The organism is Silvimonas sp., assembly GCF_031291215.1.
In the GTDB taxonomy this organism is placed as follows: domain Bacteria; phylum Pseudomonadota; class Gammaproteobacteria; order Burkholderiales; family Chitinibacteraceae; genus Silvimonas; species Silvimonas soli.
The window spans coordinates 52786-74906 of the sequence record NZ_JARLJK010000139.1; the positions used below are offsets into that span (position 1 = coordinate 52786).

General features: G+C 57.4%; 23 protein-coding genes and 1 riboswitch. Of the genes, 9 read left to right on the forward strand and 14 right to left on the reverse strand.

The features are described 5' to 3' along the window. Positions 1-48: 48 nt before the first annotated feature. The 3 genes from P4L78_RS17780 to P4L78_RS17790 are packed head-to-tail and all read right to left on the reverse strand — an operon-like array spanning position 49 to position 5885. Complete coding sequence (locus P4L78_RS17780) at positions 49-1515, reverse strand: efflux transporter outer membrane subunit (protein ID WP_309329520.1); 1467 nt, start codon at positions 1513-1515, stop codon at positions 49-51. Continuing rightward, the gene (locus tag P4L78_RS17785) at positions 1508-4678 is read right to left on the reverse strand and encodes an efflux RND transporter permease subunit (RefSeq protein ID WP_283150061.1); all 3171 of its coding nucleotides are present in this window, start codon (positions 4676-4678) and stop codon (positions 1508-1510) included. The genes P4L78_RS17780 and P4L78_RS17785 overlap by 8 nt, the downstream gene beginning before the upstream one ends. A gap of 16 nt (positions 4679-4694) precedes the next feature. After that, positions 4695-5885 carry an efflux RND transporter periplasmic adaptor subunit gene (locus P4L78_RS17790; RefSeq protein ID WP_309329522.1) on the reverse strand — a complete coding sequence of 397 codons (1191 nt, stop codon included), beginning with the start codon at positions 5883-5885 and terminating at the stop codon, positions 4695-4697. 276 nt (positions 5886-6161) lie between these two features. Between P4L78_RS17790 and P4L78_RS17795 the strand changes: the two genes are divergently transcribed. Beyond that, a complete protein-coding gene (locus tag P4L78_RS17795) occupies positions 6162-6794 on the forward strand; it encodes a TetR family transcriptional regulator (protein WP_283150063.1) in 633 nt (210 codons plus the stop codon). A 73-nt stretch (positions 6795-6867) separates the two neighbouring features. Here the strand turns inward: P4L78_RS17795 and P4L78_RS17800 are convergent, their stop codons facing one another. Beyond that, a complete protein-coding gene (locus tag P4L78_RS17800) occupies positions 6868-7200 on the reverse strand; it encodes an antibiotic biosynthesis monooxygenase (protein WP_283150064.1) in 333 nt (110 codons plus the stop codon). 40 nt (positions 7201-7240) lie between these two features. Further along, positions 7241-8083 carry a polysaccharide deacetylase family protein gene (locus P4L78_RS17805; RefSeq protein WP_309329524.1) on the reverse strand — a complete coding sequence of 281 codons (843 nt, stop codon included), beginning with the start codon at positions 8081-8083 and terminating at the stop codon, positions 7241-7243. A gap of 180 nt (positions 8084-8263) precedes the next feature. Between P4L78_RS17805 and P4L78_RS17810 the strand changes: the two genes are divergently transcribed. From P4L78_RS17810 to P4L78_RS17820, 3 genes are all read left to right on the forward strand, one after another. Next, positions 8264-9157, forward strand: coding sequence for a carbohydrate ABC transporter permease (locus P4L78_RS17810; protein ID WP_283150066.1), 894 nt, complete (start codon positions 8264-8266; stop codon positions 9155-9157). Positions 9158-9159: 2 nt separating this feature from the next. Next, on the forward strand, positions 9160-9999 hold the full coding sequence (locus tag P4L78_RS17815; protein WP_309329526.1) for a carbohydrate ABC transporter permease: 840 nt from the start codon (positions 9160-9162) through the stop codon (positions 9997-9999). 145 nt (positions 10000-10144) lie between these two features. Beyond that, positions 10145-10573: a CHRD domain-containing protein gene (locus P4L78_RS17820; protein WP_283150068.1), complete on the forward strand. Its 429-nt coding sequence runs from the start codon at positions 10145-10147 to the stop codon at positions 10571-10573. Between the two features lie 96 nt (positions 10574-10669). Here P4L78_RS17820 and P4L78_RS17825 read toward each other — a convergent pair whose 3' ends face one another. Next, a complete protein-coding gene (locus P4L78_RS17825; RefSeq protein ID WP_283150069.1) occupies positions 10670-11638 on the reverse strand; it encodes a LysR family transcriptional regulator in 969 nt (322 codons plus the stop codon). Between the two features lie 256 nt (positions 11639-11894). Here P4L78_RS17825 and P4L78_RS17830 point away from each other — a divergent pair, with 256 nt between their 5' ends. Then, positions 11895-12197, forward strand: a complete 303-nt coding sequence (locus tag P4L78_RS17830) for a hypothetical protein (RefSeq protein WP_283150070.1) — start codon at positions 11895-11897, stop codon at positions 12195-12197. A gap of 124 nt (positions 12198-12321) precedes the next feature. On the opposite strand, the gene cobU is transcribed toward P4L78_RS17830, so the two are convergent. From cobU to P4L78_RS17865, 7 genes are all read right to left on the reverse strand, one after another. Continuing rightward, positions 12322-12882, reverse strand: a complete 561-nt coding sequence (gene cobU, locus P4L78_RS17835; RefSeq protein ID WP_283150071.1) for a bifunctional adenosylcobinamide kinase/adenosylcobinamide-phosphate guanylyltransferase — start codon at positions 12880-12882, stop codon at positions 12322-12324. A gap of 47 nt (positions 12883-12929) precedes the next feature. Further along, complete coding sequence (locus P4L78_RS17840; RefSeq protein WP_283150072.1) at positions 12930-13445, reverse strand: histidine phosphatase family protein; 516 nt, start codon at positions 13443-13445, stop codon at positions 12930-12932. After that, entirely contained in the window at positions 13430-14191 is a 762-nt protein-coding gene (locus P4L78_RS17845) for an adenosylcobinamide-GDP ribazoletransferase (protein ID WP_283150073.1), read from the reverse strand. Before P4L78_RS17845 ends, P4L78_RS17840 begins: the two co-directional genes overlap by 16 nt. Further along, positions 14175-15218 (reverse strand): nicotinate-nucleotide--dimethylbenzimidazole phosphoribosyltransferase, encoded by a 1044-nt coding sequence (cobT, locus tag P4L78_RS17850; RefSeq protein ID WP_309329529.1) that lies wholly within the window; start codon positions 15216-15218, stop codon positions 14175-14177. Before cobT ends, P4L78_RS17845 begins: the two co-directional genes overlap by 17 nt. Before the next feature lie 222 nt (positions 15219-15440). After that, positions 15441-17303, reverse strand: coding sequence for a TonB-dependent receptor domain-containing protein (locus tag P4L78_RS17855; protein WP_309329531.1), 1863 nt, complete (start codon positions 17301-17303; stop codon positions 15441-15443). A 135-nt stretch (positions 17304-17438) separates the two neighbouring features. Then, a riboswitch (cobalamin riboswitch) is annotated at positions 17439-17673 on the reverse strand. Positions 17674-17720: 47 nt separating this feature from the next. Beyond that, positions 17721-18920, reverse strand: a complete 1200-nt coding sequence (locus P4L78_RS17860; RefSeq protein WP_283150076.1) for a DUF1700 domain-containing protein — start codon at positions 18918-18920, stop codon at positions 17721-17723. Next, positions 18917-19249, reverse strand: a complete 333-nt coding sequence (locus P4L78_RS17865) for a PadR family transcriptional regulator (RefSeq protein WP_283150077.1) — start codon at positions 19247-19249, stop codon at positions 18917-18919. Before P4L78_RS17865 ends, P4L78_RS17860 begins: the two co-directional genes overlap by 4 nt. A 182-nt stretch (positions 19250-19431) precedes the next feature. Here P4L78_RS17865 and P4L78_RS17870 point away from each other — a divergent pair, with 182 nt between their 5' ends. Both P4L78_RS17870 and P4L78_RS17875 read left to right on the forward strand, forming a co-directional pair. Next, a complete protein-coding gene (locus P4L78_RS17870; protein WP_283150078.1) occupies positions 19432-19581 on the forward strand; it encodes a DUF3096 domain-containing protein in 150 nt (49 codons plus the stop codon). Positions 19582-19638: 57 nt separating this feature from the next. Further along, complete coding sequence (locus P4L78_RS17875; protein WP_309329534.1) at positions 19639-19917, forward strand: acylphosphatase; 279 nt, start codon at positions 19639-19641, stop codon at positions 19915-19917. 54 nt (positions 19918-19971) lie between these two features. Here P4L78_RS17875 and P4L78_RS17880 read toward each other — a convergent pair whose 3' ends face one another. Then, a complete protein-coding gene (locus P4L78_RS17880; RefSeq protein ID WP_309329535.1) occupies positions 19972-20448 on the reverse strand; it encodes a WbuC family cupin fold metalloprotein in 477 nt (158 codons plus the stop codon). A 231-nt stretch (positions 20449-20679) separates the two neighbouring features. Between P4L78_RS17880 and P4L78_RS17885 the strand changes: the two genes are divergently transcribed. Then, positions 20680-21771 carry a hypothetical protein gene (locus P4L78_RS17885; RefSeq protein WP_309329537.1) on the forward strand — a complete coding sequence of 364 codons (1092 nt, stop codon included), beginning with the start codon at positions 20680-20682 and terminating at the stop codon, positions 21769-21771. A 30-nt stretch (positions 21772-21801) separates the two neighbouring features. After that, positions 21802-22110 carry a ferredoxin gene (locus tag P4L78_RS17890; protein WP_283150082.1) on the forward strand — a complete coding sequence of 103 codons (309 nt, stop codon included), beginning with the start codon at positions 21802-21804 and terminating at the stop codon, positions 22108-22110. The last annotated feature ends 11 nt before the right edge of the window (positions 22111-22121 follow it).

The following is a 22121-nucleotide window of genomic DNA, read 5'->3' on the forward strand; positions in this document are numbered from 1 at the left end:
CAACCTTTTCATACAGCTAAATGCGCTAAATAACGGCTGGCGACTGGCTTAACTCGCCGCACCCGGCGAAAGCGGTGTTTCGCCGGTCTGTGCCACCCAACCGCCACCCAGCACCTTGTACAACGTCACCAGATTGGTCAGGCGCGACAAGCGCAGCGTGATCAGGTTCTGCTCAGCGGTAAACAGCGAACGCTGAGCATCGAGCGCGGCCAGATAGCTATCCACGCCCTTGGTGAAGCGCAAGGTGGAGAGGTCATAACGTGTGGTTTCTGACTTCACCAGCGCTTGCTGGGCGTTGATTTGCAGATCGAGCATATTGCGCGCGGCTAGCGCGTCCGATACTTCACGAAAAGCCGACTGAATCGATTTCTCGTATTGCGCCACAGCGATTTTCTCGCTGGTCGTGGAAACGTCCAGGGTGGCTTTATTGCGACCCGCATCAAAGATCGGCAGCGTGATCGATGGCGCAAAGCTCCATGCCGTCTGGCCCGCCTTGAACAGATTACCCAGTTCTGCGCTGGACGTACCGTAACTACCCGTGAGTGTAATGCGCGGGAAGAAGTTGGCACGGGCGGCGCCGATATCGGCGTTGGCGGCTTTCAGCGTGTGCTCGGCTTGCAGGATATCCGGGCGACGTTCCAGCAAATCACTCGGTACGCCGGCGGGCAGATCAGTCAACAAGCCTTGCGTGCCCAGAGTTTGGGCAGCGGGCAGTTGGGCTGGCAATGGCTCACCAATCAGCAAGACCAGGCCATTTTCTGCCTGCGCGGCTTGCAGCGTGCTTGATGCCACCGAGCCCTGCGCGGTATTGACCTGGGTTTGTGCCACAGCCAGTTCAATGGCTGAAGACGCACCCACATCAAAGCGTTTCTGCGTCAGATCCAGCGTGTGCTGATACGAGCTCAGCGTGTCTTGCGCCAGTTGCAGTTGCTCTTGCGCGGCCAGCAAAGTCAGGTACTGACTGGCCACTTCAGAGACCAGCGTAATCTGCGAAGCACGCTGCGCTTCAGCGGTGGAGAAATACGATTCCAGCGCTTCATTCTTCAGGCTTTGCACACGACCAAACAGGTCCAGCTCGTACGCGGTAAAGCCCAGCCCAGCCGAATACGAACCACCGGTAAATTGCGTACCGGTGCTCGAAAGATCGGCCGGGGTGTGCGAGCGCGACTGGCCCGCCGCAGCGTTCACAGTCGGGAACAAATCCGCGCGCTGGATTTGATACTGCGCGCGGGCTTTCTCGACTTGCAATGTGGCAACGCGATAGTCACGGTTGTTGACCAGTGCAATTTCGATCAGCTTTTGCAGACGGGCATCGGCAAAGAAATCATGCCAGCCAATGTCGGCCGCCAAGGTCTGCTTTTGCGCGGCCGCAGCTGGCGCACTGGCCGTGCCATAAGCCTCACCTTGCGGGAAGTCGACACTGACCGGGTTTTGCGGGCGCTCGTAAGTCGGCGCCATCGAGCAAGCGCTCAGGGCGGCGGCCAGCGTGGCCGCCAGAATCAGTTGCTTAGCCATTGTTATGGTCCTCCGCATGCGTTGGTGCGTGCAATTGGCTATTTGGATGAAGCGGCGGGCGCTCCTTGATCTTGAACCACTGGTGCACGACCACGAAGAAGATCGGCACAAAGAAGATCGCCAGCACAATCGCGGTGATCATCCCGCCGGTCACGCCGGTACCAATGGCGTTCTGCGCGCCGGAACCCGCGCCGTGAGCGATCACCAGTGGCAACACACCCAGGATAAACGCGATCGACGTCATCAGAATCGGGCGCAAACGCATGCGCACGGCTTCAAGCGTGGCGTCGACCAGCGTCATGCCGTTCTCATGCAGTTCTTTGGCAAACTCCACAATCAGAATGGCGTTCTTGGCCGACAAGCCCACCGTGGTCAGCAAGCCGACCTGGAAGTACACGTCGTTGGACAAACCGCGACCTGTTGCCGCCAGCAACGCGCCAACTACACCCAGCGGCACCACCAGCATGACCGAGAACGGAATCGCCCAGCTTTCGTACAACGCGGCCAGACACAGGAACACCACCAGCAGCGAAATCACATACAACGCTGGCGCTTGCGAACCCGATTTCTGTTCTTCGTACGACAAACCAGTCCACTCATAGCCAATGCCTGGCGGCAATTTGGCGATCATCTCTTCAATGGCTTTCATGGACTGACCGGTACTCTTGCCTGGCGCGGGCGAGCCCAGAATTTCTACTGAGGAAATCCCGTTGTAGCGTTCCAGCTTGGGCGAGCCGTACGTCCAGTGCGCGGTGGCAAAGGCGGAGAACGGCACCATCTGGCCCTTGGCGTTACGCACATACCAGTCGTTCACGTCTTCCGGCAGCATGCGATACGGTGCGTCGGCCTGCACGTACACCTTCTTCACACGGCCCTTGTCGATAAAGTCGTTCACATAAGACGAGCCCCACGCAGTGGAAAGCGTCTTGTTGATGTCCGACAGCGACAGACCCAGCGCCGAAGCTTTCTCGCTATCGACTTCGATCTTGTATTGCGGCGTGTCTTCCATGCCGTTCGGGCGTACTGCAACTACGTCCGGGCTCTTGGCCGCCATACCCAACAACATGTTGCGCGCTTCGATCAGCTTGGCATGACCCACGTTCCCGCGGTCTTGCAGTTGCAGGTCGAAGCCGGTGGCATTACCCAGTTCCAGCACTGCCGGTGGGGCAAAGGCAAAGGCGAGCGCTTCTTTGTATTTGGAGAACGCAGCCATGGCACGGCCAGCTACGGCGCCCACTTTCTGGTCGGCATTGTTACGCACGCTCCAGTCTTTGAGCCGCACGAACGCCAGACCCATGTTCTGACCACGACCGGCAAAGCTGAAGCCTGCGACCGAGAACACCGATTCAACGTTGTCTTTGTCATCCACCAGGAAGTGGTCTTCCATTTTCTTGATGGTGGTCAGCGTTTGTTCCTGGGTCGCACCGACCGGCAACTGCACCTGGGTAAACAAAATGCCCTGGTCTTCATCCGGCAAGAACGAGGTTGGCAAACGCATGAACAGGAACACCATGATGGCGATGATGCCCACGTAGATGATCAGGTAGCGGCCCGACTTGGCCAGAATGCGGCGCACGGCGGATTGATACTTCAGGTTGCTGGCATCAAACATGCGGTTGAACCAGCCAAAGAAGCCGGTATCGACTGCGTGATGGCCTTTGGCGATCGGCTTGAGAATAGTCGCGCACAACGCTGGCGTGAGAATCAACGCCACCAGCACCGACAACACCATGGATGACACGATGGTGATCGAGAACTGGCGATAAATCGCGCCGGTTGAGCCACCAAAGAACGCCATCGGCACAAACACTGCCGACAACACCAGCGCAATACCTACCAGCGCACCGGTGATCTGGTCCATTGATTTACGCGTGGCTTCTTTGGGCGACAGGCCTTCTTCCGACATCACCCGTTCGACGTTTTCCACCACCACAATCGCGTCATCCACCAGCAAGCCGATGGCCAGCACCATGCCGAACATGGTGAGCGTATTGATGGAGAACCCCGCCGCAGCCAGCACACCAAACGTACCCAGCAACACCACCGGCACGGCAATGGTCGGGATCAGCGTGGCGCGGAAGTTCTGCAAGAACAGATACATCACCAGGAACACCAGCACGATCGCTTCGAACAGCGTTTTCACCACTTCTTCAATCGAGATTTTGACGAAAGGTGTGGTGTCGTACGGGTAAACCACTTTCAGCGATTGCGGGAAGAACTTTTGCAGATCATCCACTTTGGCGCGGATGGCGTTGGCGGTATCCAGCGCATTGGCGCCAGTAGACAGCTTGATCGCCAGGCCTGATGCGGGCTTGCCGTTATAGCGGCTGACAATCGAGTAATCTTCGCCACCCAACTCCATGCGCGCTACATCACGCAAACGCACTTGCGAGCCGTCGGTGTTTACCTTCAGCAAGATGTTGCCGAACTCTTCTGCGGTTTGCAGACGCGTTTGTGCGGTGATGGTCGCATTCAGTTGCTGACCTGCAATCGCCGGTGCACCACCCAACTGACCTGCCGACACCTGCACGTTCTGCGCAGCAATTGCATTGCTGACATCCAGTGTGGTCAGCTGGAAGCTGCTGAGTTTGTTCGGATTCAGCCAGATGCGCATGGCGTATTGCGAGCCAAACACCGTGACATCACCCACGCCTTCAACGCGGCTGATAGGGTCTTTCACGTTGGCGGAGAGGTAATCCCCCAAGTCGTTCTTGTTCATGCTGCCGTCGGTGGATACAAACCCGAGCACCATCAAGAAGTTCTTGGTCGATTTGGCAACGCGAATACCTTGCTGCTGCACTTCTTGCGGCAGTAGCGGTGTGGCCAGTTGCAGTTTGTTCTGCACCTGCACCTGCGCGATATCCGGACTGGTCCCGTTCTTGAAGGTCAGCGTGATCGAAACCGCACCCGAGGAATCACTGGTCGAAGCCATGTATTCCAGGTTATCGATCCCGTTCATCTGTTGTTCGATGACCTGGGTTACGGTGTCTTCAACGGTCTTGGCCGAAGCGCCTGGGTAGGTTGCGGTAATGGCAACCGACGGCGGCGCAATCGGCGGGTATTGAGAAATCGCCAAGGAGCGGATCGACAGCACCCCGGCGAGCATGATGACAATGGCGATCACCCACGCAAAAATCGGGCGATCGATAAAAAATCGAGCCATGAGCTACATCCCCTTATTACTTGGCAGCAGGTGCAGAAGCAGCGGCAGGCGCAGATGCGGTGGCATCTATCGTGGTGACTTGAACACCCGGCTTCACTTTTTGCAGGCCCGAAACAATGACTTTGTCGCCCGCTTTCAGGCCGCTGGTCACCACCCAGACATTGCCGATGGCGGTATCAGCCACCACCGGGCGCGCTTCTACCTTGTTCTCGGCGTTGACGACCATCACTGATGCATCACCGCTGGAGGTACGTTGCAGGCCCATTTGCGGCACGGTCAGCGCGTTGTCTTGCACGGCTTGCGACAGCTTGGCTCGCACGTACATGCCAGGCAGCAGCTCATGGTTGGGGTTGGGGAATTCAGCGCGCAAAGTCACCATGCCGGAGGTCTGGTCTACGGTGATATCAGAGAACAGCAACTTGCCCGGCAGCGGATAGAGCGAACCATCTTCCAGCGCCAGATTGACCTTGATGGCACCATCAATATTCTTGAGTTTGCCGGACTGCACAGCACGGCGCAGACGCAGGATTTCGGTACTAGACTCGGTAACGTCGACGTAAATCGGGTCGGTCTGGGTCACGGTGGCCATCAATGTGGCATCGCCCTGCCCGACCAGCGCGCCCTCAGTCACCTGGGCTTTGCCCACGCGACCAGAAATAGGCGAAGTCACAGTGGTGTAGTTCAGGTTCAGTTGCGCGGTTTGCACGGCGGCTTTGGCTGCGGCCAGATCGGCCTGGCTGGATTTCACCGCGATCACGGCGTTGTCGTAATCCTGCTTGCTCACGGCCTGTACCGGAACGAGTTCGCGGTAGCGCGACTCTTGCAGCTTGGCCTGTGCCAGTGCGGCATCGGCTTTATCGGCGTTGGCTTTAGCGCTATCCAGCGTGGCTTGCAGCGGAGCCGGATCAATACGGAACAACAATTGCCCTGCTTTGACGTCGCTGCCTTCCACAAAGGCCTGTTTGAGTACAATGCCCGCGGCGCGAGCACGTACTTCGGCCACGCGCACCGGATTCACCCGGCCTGGCAACTGAGCCGCCAATGGCAGATTCTGGGCCGAAATGGTCACCACACCGACTTCAGGCGCCTGGCCCGCAGCCGCTGCGGGTGCAGCGCCTTTGTCACCGCAAGCGGCCAGCGTAGTGATTGCCGCAAGCGCGGCTATCGTCATTAAACGTAAAGGAAACCGGTTCGTGTGTGCACGCATGAGCGCCCCCGCAACATGGAAAATTTGAAGAAATACAGAAAAAAACAGAGAAACGGACCCGTGCTGGCGGCTAATAAAAATCTGGCTGCCATACACAACAAGCCGCCTGGACAGGCGGCTTGAGTAATCGATGTGGCAATAGTAACATACATACATTCGCGGATGTATGTATGTTCGAGAATTAATTTAGTCGGTAAGTGTACAAGAAAAAATAGTTAAAACATAAACTAAATATCGCTGTTTGAAATGACAGCGCTACACCGGGAAGGTTCGACGATGGCGCGCAAAACCAAGGAAGAAGCAGCAGAAACACGAGCGCTGCTGCTGGATACCGCTGAAAGATTATTCAGCGCCAAGGGTGTTTCACGCACTTCACTGGCAGACATTGCCGATGCCGCCGGGCTGACCCGCGGGGCCATTTACTGGCACTTTGAGAACAAGGCAGCTGTTTTCAATGCAATGGCGGACAGCATTTGCCTGCCGCTGGAAGAAGCACTGCAGCCTGATGCCTCTGGCCACTTCACCAATCCGCTAGGTCAGTTGCAGGACGCATTAGTCCAGGTTTTGCAAGATACCGAAACCGACGAGCGCCAGCGCCGAGTCTTTGACGTGCTGTTTAACAAGTGTGAATACACCGATGACATCGAAGCGGTCGTCGTTCGCCGCCGCGAAGCCACGATAGATGGTGCCGAGCGCCGCAAGGAATTGCTGCATCAGGCGATCTTGCAAGGCCAGTTGCCGGCAGGCTTGAATGTCGCCCGGGCTGACTGCTTGCTGCTGAGTTTTCTTACCGGCGTACTGAACAACTGGTTGTTCATGCCGGATCAATTCAGTCTGCGTGATGAGGCGCTGCCCATGGTGGCATCCATGATCGAGATGCTCAAAACATCCGAAACGCTCCGTACCTGATCTACCCGGCGCCAATCGACCAGGTACCGGTTGCGGCGGGCTCCGTGGCGCCGCCGCCCTGCGCGCAATTCAATTAACGCTTCGACCACGCCCTTTCGACCAGCGCCACGCGTACTTCGTAGTGTTCATACCAGTCGCGCTTGCCGTTTTCTTGCGCCACCCGGTGCTCACCGTGAGCGCGCCAGTGAGCAATGGCTTCCTGACTGGCCCAATACGATACGGTAATGCCGAAGCCATCTGCATCGCGCACGCTTTCTACACCCAGATACCCCGGTTGCTGCGCCGCCAGTTCCAGCATGCGTGCACCGGTGGCATCGTAATCGGGGTCATACGTATCGCGTTGCGAAGTAAAGATCACTGCGTAATATGGTGCTACCGGGGTTTGGGCAAACCTGGAACCGGACATCAGTTACTCTCCTGGATAAACAACAGCTGGGCTCCGCAGATTATTGATAAGCCTGCTTGATGCCAAGTAGTTCATCCACGGTAACAAACTCATAACCCGCTGCCTTTAGCCACGGAATCACCTCGTCCACAGCTTCAACCGTCTGATCACGCCGCCCGCCGCCGTCATGCATCAGGATGATGGCTTCTTGGTGGATATAAGTCTGAATCCAGCGCTCGATGTAATGCGAACCGAACAACCAGCGGTTTTTATTCCAGTCTTGCGTATCCACCGACCATAAAATGGTCTTCAGGCCATGCTGCCCCAGCGCCTTGATTTCGCCATCGTCGATCTTGCCGTAGGGTGGACGGAACAACACCGGGCGCTTGCCGATGATGCGCTGGTAAATATCCTGGGTGCGGCTGATCTGCTCGCCCCACCAGAAGTCTTCGCTGGTGCCGGAGATATCCGGATGATCATAAGTGTGGTTGCCCAGCGTGTGGCCTTCGGCCAGCGCCCGCCGGACTACTTCTTCACGCCCTTCCAGATGTTTGCCCATCCAGAAAAAAGTCGCTTTCACATGATGCTTTTTCAGTACATCCAGTAAATCTGGCGTGTACGGGCTGGGGCCATCGTCAAAAGTCAGTGCCACCACCCGCCGATGCGTCGGGCCTTCCAGCCATGCCAGATCGGGATTAAGCCGTGCGTGATCCGCCATGATGGCCAGATCCGCTTGATCCCAGTCATCCAGAAACGGCGTGCGCACGTATTGCCGGGCTTTGGGCGTGCTGGCGGCAATCTGCCCCGGTTTGGGCATGGCGGGCGGTAACCAGGCGTAAATTGCCCAACCGATCAATGCGGCCACGACAATCAAAACCAGCCCCCACCTTGTTTTGCGCGGCATGGCAGTCCCTTGCGTTAATGAACAACCGGAGCATGCCGTAATTTGCGACCGCGACCGCAGCGTTGCTGACACACATGGCAAGCCCGGCAAAGTAGTGGGTTAAGCAGCCACCAACAATTCCCATAAGATGGTGCTCTACCGGCGTCGGCAGCAGATCGACCCGTTCCAGAGGATTCAAACATGGCTTTGCCTGGTGTCCGGCCGCAAACGGCCTGGCTGTTTGTTGCGCCGTTTTTTGCGGTGTTCGCGGTCTTTACGCTCTGGCCGGTGGGGTTCAATGCCTGGCTGGCATTTACCGATTACTTCATCCGCACCGGCCACACCCAATGGAACGGCTTTGCCAATTTTGTGATGCTGACCTGGCATGAGGTCGAGTTCGGCGCAGCGCTCAAAAACTCGCTGATCTTTCTGGTGCTGGTGCCGTTATTGCAGCTTGGCGGATTGCTGCTGGCTCTGCTGCTGCATCGCCCGTTTGCTGGGGCCGGGGCTATTCGGGCGCTGTGTTATGTGCCGGTAATTATCGCCATGTCGATCAGTGCCGTGGTGTGGCAGCAGATATTTCATTACGACGGTTTGCTTAACGCCATGCTGGCAACCCTGCACCTGATTCCGGCAGACCTGCAGCCCGACTGGATTGGTCGCCCCAATCTGGCCCTGTGCGCGGTGATCTTCTTTTCGTTCTGGAAAAACCTCGGGTTTTACATGGTGCTATATCTGGCCGGCTTGCAGTCCGTGCCGCGGGATCAGCACGAAGCCGCCATTCTGGATGGCGCAGGCCGCGTGGCTCGGCTGTGGCACGTTACCCTGCCTGCGCTGCAACCGGTGGTGCTATTGAGCACGCTGTTATCCACCATTTACGCGCTCAAGGTCTTGCAAGAGCCGCTGCTGCTGGCTCATGGCGGGGCCAGCGACACCACGACGGCATTGCTGTTTGTATATAAGGCCGCCTTTTTTGGCCAGCGTTTTGGTCTGGCTGCCGCCGCTGGCCTGGTCATCACGCTGATTTGCCTGGCGCTGGCCACGGTGCAATTCAGAGTGTTCGGCCCCCAAGGCTGGCTGCGGCGCGGAGGTTGACCATGACACACACGCACCACTTGGGACTACAAAGTAGCCGCGCCGTCGGGATCGCCCTGTTTACGCTATTTGCGATCTTTCCCTTTGCCTGGGCAACCGCTGTGGCGCTGTCCGGCAATACCAGTTTTATGTGGCGTTTTCCGCAAGGATTTCTGGCGCATCAGATCACGCCGGAATGGTTTTTACGCGTGGTGGTTGCCATCCCCTTCATGACCTATCTGCGCAATTCGCTGATCATGGCAGGAGGCACCACGCTGGGCGTATTGCTGCTGGCCATTCCCTGTGGTTTCGCGCTGGCACAAATGCAGTTCTCGGGTCGCAAGGTCTTGTTTGGCGTGCTGCTGGTGACGTTGATGTTGCCCAGCGAAACCATGCTGGTTCCCAATTTCATCACCTGCATCAAGCTGGGTTTGCTGGATAGTTATGCAGGGGCAATGCTGCCCAATATCGCCAGTGCTTTCGGCGTTTTTCTGATCAAACAGGCTTTTGAAGATTTACCCGGCGAGACGCTGGATGCCGCGCGGGTTGATGGCGCCAGCGAATGGCAAGTGCTGTGGCGCGTAGCCGTGCCACTCACCTTGCCAATGATCGGGGCGCTGGCCGTACTTACCTTTGTGACTTCCTGGAACGACTATCTGTGGCCCGCTGTGGTCTTGAACAGCCAGAACAAACTGCCACTGGCGGTTGGGGTTTATCACGATCTGACCGGGCCATTTGCCACTTCCACCAGCATGTTAATGGCCGCCGTGGTGTTGTCTGTCCTGCCGGTACTGGCGGGCTTTGCCTTTACCCAGCGGTTTTTCCTGGCAGCGCCCCCGCTTACCCCGCGCCAGGCGATCTAGTTCAGGCGTGGTCATGCCGCCCACCGGCGTGAACATCGGTCCGCGGCTTGGCAATGTGCCAAAGCGGACTATGCTAAGGCCAGCCCACGAGGCAATGTCACCACACAATCAAACCCGACCTTGTTTGTTGTCCAGGAGAATCGTCATGTACCGCAAAGGATTTGTTCTGCTCGCCGCCCTGCTGGCAATGGCCTCTTGCGCGACGTTTGCCGCCACTCTGACATTTAGCGCAACCTTGAACGCGGCCACCGAAGTGCCCCCCAAAGAAAGCAACGGCACCGGTATCGTTCAGGTCAACTACGATACCGACACCAAAGTCATGAACTACACGGTGAACTACAGCGCCCTTACCGGCCCGGCCACCGCAGCTCACTTTCATGGCCCGGCCGCAGCCGGCGTCAACGCGGGTGTGGCTGTGCCGGTGAAAGGTGCGCTAGTCAGCCCGATTGAAGGCACGGCAACACTCACCGATGATCAAGCCAAAGAACTGCAGGCTGGCATGTGGTACTTCAATGTCCACACCGCCGCCAACCCTGGCGGTGAAATCCGTGGACAGGTGCTGCCACTCAAATAAATGCGGTTGGCGCCAGCGCTCTGCATCGCCCAAACACTTTGCCCGCTACCTGAGATATGTAGCGGGCAAAGTGTTTTTGGAGCGGTCAGCAGCAGTTCAAACCTTGCTTTCAGCCATCGGCGGACGGGCACGCACTTTGGACTTGATATACGCCTTGAGCGATTCGTCTTCCCACGGCGGGGTATCGCCAAAGTGCTCGACCAGTACATCAATAAAGGTGCGCAGTTTGGCCGAGATAAAGGTGCGACTGGGGTAAACCGCGTAAATCGAAATCGGCGGCCGCGGGTAATCCAGCAAAATCGGCACCAGTGTCCCGGCGTGGATATGCTCCTGGATCAGAATGGTCGGCTGCACGGTAATGCCCAAGCCCTGCAGCGCCGCCCGTACCGCCATTTCCCCGTTATTCACTCGCAATCGCGGCGTGATATTCACCGAGAACTTGCCATCCGGCCCGTCGAACACCCAGGCATTACCGTTGTTGGAATACGTGTAGGTAATGCACTGATGATTGACCAGTTCATCGGCCGAGCGCGGGGCGCCGTGCCTGGCCAGGTACTCTGGTGCAGCCACAAACAGCAAGTTGATTTGCGCCAGCCGCCGCGCTACCAGCGACGGATGCGGTGAGGCAGAAATGCGGATCGCCGCATCGAATCCTTCTTCCACCAGATCAATCACCCGGTCGCTTAGATCCAGATCGATACGCATCTCCGGGTAGCGGGCGTAGTAGTCAGCCAGCACGGGCGCCAGGTAGTTCACGCTGAATACCGCAGGCGCGCTGATCTTCAGCGTGCCGCGTGGCTTGACCGCACTCTGGCTGAGCAAGGTCTCGGCATCTTCCAGATCATTGATTGCGTGCTGGCAGCGCTCAAAATACACGGTGCCCGGGCCAGTCAGGCTCAAGCTGCGCGTGGTGCGATTCAACAGGCGCACGCCCAGTCGGGTCTCCAGGTGTTTTACATGCTTGCTGACCATGGCCGTGGACAACCCGCTGCGCTCGGCGGCGGCAACAAAGCTACCTAGCGTAGCTACCTGACAGAACACCTTCATGCTTACCAGTGTATCCATGCCTTCCCCAAAGTTTTCAAACCATCCAACCCGACCCAAGCATTGATCGCGCCATTCGATTGCACCGATATCGGGCAACAATTTTACCCACCCGTCCTGGAATTCGGCTTTTCAAGGGGGTAATTGTTAACTATCAGGAAACTATCAAACTACAGTATTGATATTTATCCACACGCGAGCAATGAATATCATGACGTTCATGGATGCAGCACCAAGAAGCAGCACCGCATATCAAACAACATATCGGAGAAACATCATGAACAAGTTCGCAAACATCGCTTTCGTTACTTTGACCTTTGCTGGTGTAGTTGGCGCCGCACAAGCCGCTGATGGCCTGGCCCAATATGCACAACGCGCCGTGACTCCGGTTACCCAATCGGCTCCGGTTGCTGCAACCCAGACAGAAGGTATGGCGCAATTTGCTTTCCGCGCTGTAACCCCAAGCAAGCTGGACGCTGCCCCGTCCACCCAAACTGCACAAACCAAGGCGGCAGTACAAAAGACTTCGGCCACCGGTTTTGCAGTTTATGCCCAACGTGCCGTGACCCCGGTACTGTAAGCGCTGGCAAAAGCCGAGGGATTCTGACTCTCCTCTTGACCTCGGAAAAAGCCCTAAAAGGCCGCGCAAGCGGCCTTTTTCTTTGCGCGAAGCTTTTGCGTGCCGCCTGTTGGCCAGGCCTGGTTCACACAGGCATTTGCCCTTTCATGATCAGCGGCAAACCCGCCGCCGTCCAGATCACGTTGTCGCACTGCGCGGCCAGCGCCTGATGCAAGCGCCCTGCTTCATCCACATAAACCCGGTTGCCAGCGCCTAGCGGCACCACACCCAGACCCACTTCATTACTGACCAACAGCAAAGTACCTTGTACCGAGCCCAAGCTCTGCAGCAACAAGGCTCGCTCCTGCGCTAACAATTGCGGCAAATCCAGCCCTGGCACTCGCGTCCAGTCATCGCCCTCACCGAACAATACATTGCTGAGCCATAAGGTCAGGCAATCGGCAATCACCACGCGGCCTTCAGTACAAGTCTGCTCAATCGCTTCGGCCAGAGCACAGGGCGCTTCCAGGGTTTTCCAATGCGCGGGGCGCTGGGCGCGATGCTGCGCAATGCGCTCGTTCATTTCAGCATCTTGGGGCTGGGCAGTCACAATCACAGTGACGGGTGCGCCGATTTGCGCGGCCAGTCGCTCCGCCAACGCACTTTTGCCAGATCGGGCACCACCCAGAATCAATGTCGTGCTCATGGTTGTGGCCGTGCTCCATTCACCGCGTGCTGTTGCTGTTTCATTGTTTATTGCCAGTCCAGTATGAGGATTTCGCCGTGCGGTACAGGTTGCTTCAGGCAATCTGCTATCGGCGCATGACGCGACCATAGCGCCCGAATCACGCCAGCGTGGGTGACAACTACGGCCGAATCAGTCTGCTGCGCCGCTGTGTTGGCCCATTGCCAAACGCGCTGTTGCATCACCGCCAGACTCTCGCCGCCGTGCGCCGTTCCGTTGTAGTCACCGGCGATCCAGTCATCCAGCGCTGCAGCGCCGATGCTCTGCCAGGGTTGACCTTCCCAGCGACCAAAATCCAGCTCTTGCAGACGTGAGTCCAGTCTCGGCGCCGGATGTAGTCGCTCCGCCAGCAGGCGGCAGCGTTGCAAGGGACTACTGAATACCGGCGCTGCAGCGGGCAATTGCCGCCGCAACGCGGCGATCATCTCGGGCTGGAGCGGCTGGGCCAGCGGCAAATCCAGCTGCCCATAACAGATGCCTTCGCCCCCGTGCACTGGCCAATGTCGAATCAGATAAAGGCGCACGCGCACCACACCAGATAACAGAGCAGTTCGGCCAGCTGCTGCGTCATGCCCAGCGTGTCACCGGTATAACCACCTAATGTTCGGGCTAGATAGCGAGCGACCAACGTCCGCAGCACCAGGCAGGCAACAAGCGCCGCCAGCGCCCATTGCCACGGCAACAGCGCCAGCGCGGCCACGCCACAGATCAATGCCACCAGCAAACCCGCGCCCGCCAGCCGGGTCGCCACCGGCTTGGCTTTGCCCGCCGGGCGAACGTAATCCAGCGTTGCCAGCAAACTCGCTGCCACCAGGCGACTGAAGGCATGCGCGGCGATCATCGCTGGGGCGATCCACGCTACGGGCAGCGCGGCGAGCGTTTCCAGTTTCAGCAATAAACCGGCCAACAGCGCAACCGCGCCAAAGGTGCCGATGCGCGAGTCATGCATGATTTCCAGCATGCGTTCGCGGGTATAACCGCCGCCCAGACCATCGACCGAATCAGCCAGACCATCCTCATGAAATGCACCGGTGAGCCAGATGGTGGCGATCATGCTCAGCAAAATAGCCACGCGCAGCGGCAGCACCAGGTGAGCGACAAACCAGACCCCGGCCGCTAGCAGCCCTACCAATAAACCCACGAGCGGAAAATAGCGGGCGGCGTGATCCAGATCATCGCTCTGATAACCCACCCACGCGGGGATCGGCACGCGGGTGAAATAACCCAGAGCGCAAAAGAAATGCCGCAGCGTATTACGCACCGCGCTCACTCACCCCGGCCTCATCGAACGATGCCATCTGATTGAGCAAGTCGGCTGCGGCGCGCACCAGCGGCAATGCCAGTGCTGCACCGCTGCCCTCGCCCAGCCGCAAACCCAGATCCAGCAACGGTTGCTGCACGCCCAGGTGCTGCAACAAAAGCTTGTGACCATTTTCGCCGGAGCAGTGACTGAAAATGCAGTAATCCAGCACGCCCGGCACAATGCGACTGGCCACCAGCAGTGCAGAAGTGGCGATGAAGCCGTCGACCACAATTGCAACCCGCTGGCTGGCGGCGGCCAGATAGGCGCCGGTGAGCATGGCAATTTCAAAGCCGCCAAACGCCGCCAATACGTCCAGTGGGTCATGGACGGACTCATGTCTGGCCAGCACTTGCTGCAGCACGTCAATCTTGCGTATCAGGCCGGCATCGTCCAGACCCGTGCCACGCCCGGTACACGCCACGACGGGCTCGCCCGTCAAACGCGCCATGATCAGTGCTGCGGCAGAGGTATTGCCGATGCCCATTTCGCCAAAGCCCAGCACGTTGCTGCCCGCCTCAACCTGTTCGGTGACGATGCGGGCACCGGTGCTGATCGCCAGCAGCGCTTGCTCACGACTCATTGCCGGGCCGTTCAGACTATTAGCGGTGCCTTTGGCCACCGGACGATCAATCAGTAACGGATGTGGTACGAACTCCGCATTCACGCCCGCGTTCACCACTTGCAAACTCATGTTGTTGCTGCGGCAAAGCACGCTGATTGCCGCACCACCCGCCAGAAAATTCAGCACCATTTGGGGTGTGACTTCCGCCGGATACGGGCTCACACCAGCCTGGGCCAGCCCATGATCGCCCGCAAACACCAGCATGGCCGGCTTGTTGATTTGCGGATCAAGCCGCTGCTGGATCTGGCCCAGTTGTACCGCCAGTTTCTCCAGTTGCCCCAAGCTGCCCAGCGGTTTGGTTTTGCGATCAAAGCGGTGTTGCAGGGCCAAGCCCAAGTCAGCATCAAGTGGCGAGATATCAAAGGCGAGCATGATTTTTATGGTTGTCCTGAGGTTGCGCCAATCAGCACTGCAATTGGCAGAAAAAACGAATTGCACGATGACTGGCCACTGACGCGGCTGGCACAGCCCCAACCTGCCATCTAATGGATAAAACTGTAGCCCGGAAATGCTATCGGCATTGCAACCGATTCATCCTCCGGGCTACGGGTATCGCTAAAACACAACGGATTGCGTCAAGCGGTGGCGTGCGCCTTAGAAGCCCGCACCGTCATACGACAGCGTGACAAAGTAAGCACGGCCTTGCACGTTGTAGTTTTTGACCAGTTCGTAGTCGCGGTCAAACACGTTGTTGATGCGCAGGCCGGCCTTCCAGGTTTTGGCAATCTTGTAATCCAGACCCAAGCCCAGGATGCCGTATCCGCCCATTTCGTTGGCAGCGGTATTGGCTGCATCGTCATAACGCTGGCCCGACGCTTGCAGATCGGCATTCCAGCGCCACATACCAATGCTTTGCGCTACTGTCACATCGCCAAACAACTTGGCGCGGCGCGGCAACAACAAACCGGTATCGGCATCAAACGGATTCTGCCGGGTAATGCTGCCGCCGATATCCAGCCCGGCCAGCTTGCCTTGGGTGGTCAGCGTTGCACCAACAATTTTGCCTTCACTCAGGTTTTCCGGAATGTAGTTGTTATTGGCATCCAGCACGATCAGGTTGCGAATACGATTTTCGAAGCCGACCAGCGTGGTGTTCCAGCCCGCCGCATCCCAACGCAAGCCCAGATCAGCCGAGCGACCTTTTTCTGCCTGCAGGTTCGGGTTGGAGCAAACGTAGCCACAATCGAAGTAAAGATCGTTGAAGGTCGGCGCGTGGAAGCTGGTGCCAGCGTTGGCGGTGAATTGCCACTGCTTGGCAAACTTCCAGGCGTAACCGATATTGCCGGTGGTCTGATCGCCAAACTGCGAGTTGTTTTCTGCACGGATATTGGCTTGCAGATGATGATCGCCAAAGTCATTCTGCCAACCGGCCAGCGCGGCGCGGTTGATGCGGCTGTTGACGTCATAAGTTGCGGTGCTGGTGACCGATTCGTTCAGGTATTCCAGACCCAGCAGCCAGTTACCGACGCTGCTATCAATGCGGTTTTCCCAGCTCACTTGCTTCTGGCGGGTATCAAACCGGCTGGTGTACGGCAGGAAGGTGTTGTAGTCGAACGAATTCGCATGCGATTGATCTTGCGACTGGCCAATCGTCAGCGTGCTCTTCCAGGCGTCGGTGATCTGGTTGCGACTGTAAACGGACAGATTGGTCTGCGTTTCACGCGTCCACGGGTTAGGCGGAAGGCCACCGGAGTCAAATGCCGAGTCGCTTTGTACATACAGGCCGCGAATACCCAGTTCGTTTCTTTCGCCAAAGAAATGCGAGAGATCGAAGTTGGCCGATGTTTGATGCCAGCCGTCGCGATCCGGCTCGTAGTAGAAGGTGTTGGCAGGCTTGGTCACATTGAAGCCTTCGCTTTCCTTGTGGCTCACACCCAGGCTGATGCGGGTATCGTCTTGCGACGCCGACAAACCTGCGTTGGCGCCCCAGGTGCTGTCGGTGCCGTACTCAACACCACCCCACACATGCGGTGCGCCTTGACCGCGCTTGGTGAAAATCTGCACCACGCCGCCGACCGCATCCGAGCCATACAAACTGGATGCCGGGCCACGCAGGATTTCCACGTGATCAATGCTGGCAATCGGGATCAAATCAAACGACGTGCCGCCCAAGGTCGCCGAGCCCATGCGTTGGCCATCGACCAGCACCAGCGTCTGGTTGGCATTGGCACCGCGGATATACAAGCTGGCTGGCTGGCCAAAACCGCCAGAGCGAGAGAACTGCACACCAGGCACCGTGGCCAGCGCTTCTCCCAGCGTTTGCGCGCCACTGTTGGCCAATTGCGTGGCGGTCAGCACGGTGGTGTCGCTAGAAAGTGTGTCCGGATTGGCGGCGATACGCGTTGCGGTCACGACCATGACGGGTTGTACGCTGGCGTCGTCAGCAAAAGCGACGGTTGCGGCCAGCGCCAGAACCAGCGGCGTGAAGCGAAGTGGATGTTTTTTTAATGTGGACATGGTGCCTTCCTGATGCCTGCCCCACGCAGGCGATAAATATATTCCGGAAGACACGCGATCGGCAGCGCCGGGATTAGCCCGAGCCAGATCATCGTCCAGCCGCACCCCGCGCCTTCCGCCTTTGTTGCGCACATTGCGTGCGTTTTAACGCAAGGCCGGTCTCCGGGCTGGTCGCTCCAGCGTTCGCCTTCCCAACTCTTTAGTGAAGAGTCAGTGGCCTGTTTGAACGCTTTCGATACGACTTACCGTTGCGGGGGCAGCTCAGGATTAGCGATTTGAAATCAACCCGTTACAAAGGTTGATCGATACGGCGCACCTGATTCCCAGTTTCACCCACATTGCTGTGGACACCTTGCGAAGGCCGGAATTCTATCAGCATAGGCTCCGGCCCGCGAGGCGATCAGACTGGCGCAATCATCAGGAGGCGGTTTGCTCCGCTTTGTTTACGCCCAGCAAATCAAGTTGATAGCGGATAAAACGGCTGACCAGACGCGCAGTCCAGCGTGCCAGCAACACGGCGATCACAATGCCTAAACCACCACTGAGCAACAGTGCCAGGCCAATCGGCAACAGCTTTTTGTCGTAGCCATCGTTGCCAATATGCAGCACCTTTTTGACGACTTCAGGACCATCCTCGTCGTCATCGGCAGCGCTGGCCGACTTGTTGAGGTTTGCCGCCGCCCGATCTGCCGCCGCAGCAGCCTGTTGTGCCTTGGCTTCGGCTTCACGCTGGGCCGCCACTTTTTCTACCACCGCGTGTGCTGCGGCCGCTTTGGCCCGCGCGGCATCGGCAGCGGCCTTCACGGCTTGCTTGTCGCCAGGATTATCCGCTGCTGCTGCCGCTTTATCGGCCGCTTCTTCTGCTTTGTCTGCCTCACGATCCGCCGCTTCGGCCGCTTTGTCGGCTGCGGCTTCAGCTTTGTCTGCAGCAGCATCGGCAGCATCGTCAGCGCTATCTACCGCCAGTTTGCTGGTAGAGATATGCACGGAGCCATTTTTGTCCTGGATATCAATCAATGCGGTGCCGCTCTTTTTGTCCGCAATGATTTTGACCGAACTGCCCGAACCACTGGCCTTGTCGACGGCGTTCTTTACCGCCTGCGCATCGTTACCAATGATTTCAACGCCCGAGTCACCAATGATGATCGAGGCAGAGCCCGAAGCCATGTTTTTCTGATGCTTGTGCGAAACCACCACTTTTTCGCTATCGGGCCAGCCAAAGGCCCATTGAGTCACGCCCAGCGTGGTGCAGATCAACCCAGCCAGCAGCAGACTGCCCGCCGTGATAAACCCGCAGGTCAAGAGCAGCAGCCAGAACAACAAAGGGAAAGCCAGCACAAAATTGAGCGCGCCCAACCCGGCATAGGCCATAACCACGCCCCACAGCGAACGGAACGATTTGCGCTTTTCCCAGTTCTGCAGCTGCGAGCGCGCGTTCAATTCGCGGGCAATGCGCTCCGGATCACCCAGCCGCGCGGCGATTTCTTCTTCGGTATGCCCTTCTGCCGTGCCGTCGCGGAAAAATTCTTCGTAATCACTGACGATTTCGTTGATGTCTTTCGCCGGTAAACGCTGGAGCCCGGCGCGTAGCCGCAGCAAAAACGTTTTCTGGTTCATTCGCGTTCTCTCCCGTTATGCGCGGCGTTCAGGACGCCTTCTACTTCTGTAACGAATTCATTCCACTCCTGGCGCATTTGCCCCAGGCTTTCCAGACCAGCATCAGTCAGCCGATAGTATTTTCTGGACGGGCCAGAGCTGGATTCAACCAGATAAGTAGACACCCAGTTTTCATCCTGCAGCCGCCGCATCAACGGATAAATGGTGCCATCGCTGATCTCCATGCTGGCAGCCAGCTGGTTAACAATCGCCCACGCGTAGCTATCGCCCTGCGCCAGTACGGCCAGCACGCACATATCCAATGCGCCCTTCTTGAGTTGCGTCTTCATTCCTGGTTTATTCCCCTTCGGCAGCCGTCACCGATTTCGTGAGAGCTTTATACAACAAGGTATCTTGCATTACAAGCATGCTACCCATAACACAATGCATGTATAAGAGATTTGCAACAACGCAACTTGCCGTTCTTGCTGGTGTCATTTATAAAACCGACAGCCCTTCAAGGAGCACGTGCATGAATATCCAGCTCTATCTTGCCCCGTTGGTATCGTTGATCGCCGGTATCCTGATTCTGATCATGCCGCGTTTGCTCAATTTCATTGTGGCGATCTATCTCATCATCATTGGCGCAATCGGCTTGTTTGGCGGACACATCCCGCACTAAGCCTGCCCGCAAACTGCCACTCCACAGTTGTATTGCCCGCGCAAAGGAACCGGAACAATGACCGTTGCCAAACGCTTGCTGGTCCACGGACATGTTCAGGGAGTGGGGTTTCGCTTTGCCACCTGCCTTGAAGCCAAACGGCTGGGCCTGTATGGCTGGGTGCGCAATCGGCATGACGGCACGGTGGAGATCCATGTCGAAGGCAACGCCAATGGGGTGGATGAAATGGTGGATTGGGCCAGCCACGGCCCACCTAACGCCAACGTGGCGCGGCTGGATATCCAGCCCGGCGTGATTGAAGGCATCGACACCTTTACCGAGCGCGCCAGCAACTAGCGGCGCTACCGGTTGGCCATTCCGCTTTGCGCGGGAAAATCTGCCCGCGTCAGCTCAGTTGAAGTGACCGAGCATAAACTCAAGGTAATCCGCGCAACCGGCTTCGCCCTCTGCTGGCGCCCAGGTCGATTTTTCTGCAACGGCAATTGGTACGTACGGTCCTTGTTTACTCTCAAAAAACACAGAGTCCGCTGACAGCGCCACCAGACTATGAAAAACGCCCGGTGGAATGTTGATCCCCACGACATCGCTGCCCGGTGCCAACACACAGGTCGACAAAACCTTACCGTTGCTGTCAAAAATCAGACATCCCAAACGGCCGCTCAACGCGATGATGGATTCCTCTTTGCTGCTGTCCAGATGACAGTGCGGTTGCACGTAGGTACCGGGTTGCAAAGCATTGAGCAGGCGGTGGCAAGGCGTTTCATTGGCCGCATGAAAGTTGAGATTCTTGCGCAAGCGCGGGGCGGCAGCGGCTTGGGCAGCCAGCTCGGCCAACATGGCTTGATTGATCAAAACAGCGTCAGACATGGCAGATAAACTCCGGGCGAAAAAAAACCCGGGGACGTTAAGCCCCGGGTCCACCAACAACATCTACAAAGGAGAAACTATCAAGACGCAGCTGCTGCATCCCAACAGGCCTTTGAATCTATCGAAATTGGCCTGGATTGTCAAACAATTCAAGGGCATGGAAAAACCGATTTGCAAGACCAGTAATTTACAGCAAGAGCGTATAATTTTGTCTTTTTGCCAGATACCGCCATGACGCTGCCAGACCCCCGGTTGTACCCTCGCGTGAACGCCAACAACCCGGCCATTCGCGCGCTGATGTCGTTGTTAACCGAACGTGACGCGGAACAGGTCAAACTGAAACGCGGCGCGCTGGACGCCTTGATTTGTGAGCTTTTACAGGCAAATGACCACGGCGCCCTGCATGCTGCCCTGACGCAGGCACCGTCACAATATGCTTACAGCATACTATGGGAATCGTTGCGCAAGGCCGTTGAACAGCCAGAGTCTTACAACGAACAATGGGCAGTTCCATTTGCGATTCCGGTGGTTCTGGTCGCTGGCGTGAAGGGTCAAACCAACCTGCCAGGCAAGCTGAATGACCTGGATGCGGTCACCAAAATGCTCAAAAATCATGACATTTTTGCTACAGATGCCGATGTATGGCTGTCCGCGCAGCTGGCTCATCCGGAACAACTGGCAGAAATCAACCCGGCGCAACTGACCCGCTGGCGCGATCAATTGCAGTACGCCAGTGGCGGTTTGCCGGTGAACTTTGCCGAAGCGCCAGTGCCACTAAAAGATGAAGGCGTGTTTCTGCGCTACCTGGTAGGCGTTGCGATCCAGAAGAAAACAGCGGCTCCGGCCGTCAAACTGGGTGGTCAGGTGAGTGCCTGGGGCGTGCCGCTGGCACAGGAACTGGGTAAACAATTGCAAACCGCTGGCGTTACCCTGTTTGCCATTCCACGGGTGCCGCAAACCTGGTTGGCAGCGCAGGAAAGCGGTCGGATCACGCAACTGGAAACCCGTTTGCAGGTGGCAGCCAGCAACGCACTGCGCAGCATTCGCACCGCAGGTCGCACGCCGGTGGTGACCATTGCCGCGCATGAGCCCGGTGAAATCCGCATTACCTTTAGCGCGCAAGAAGACAGCGAGCGTTGGGAAGGTTACGTCTGGCCATTGGCGCCGCTGGACGAAACCGAACAAGTGGTCGCCTTTGCCCGGGAGCTATTTGCCGAGTGCCACGTGGATGACATGCGTTTTATCGACGCCGTGCAGCCTGACCGCATTGGCGAACTGCCGTTCTTTGTTACCGCACACATTGCACCAGTGGCGCATCATTAACCTGAACGCACTGACTGAGGGACTTACCCCATGAGCTTTTTCAAACATCATGTGTTTTTCTGTACCAACCAGCGTGGTCCAGGTGAAAGCAGCTGCAATGATTGCGGTGCTTCGCAGATGCAGGCCTATGCCAAAGATCGCGTAAAAGCACTCAAGCTCAATGGTCCGGGCAAGGTGCGTATCAACAAGGCGGGCTGTCTGGATCGCTGTGATGACGGCCCGGTGTTGGTTATCTATCCGGAAGGCACCTGGTACCGTTACGTGGACGAAGAAGATATCGATGAGATCGTCGATTCCCATCTGGTCAAAGGCCAGATCGTGGATCGGCTCAAGATCTAAGCTTCTGCTGA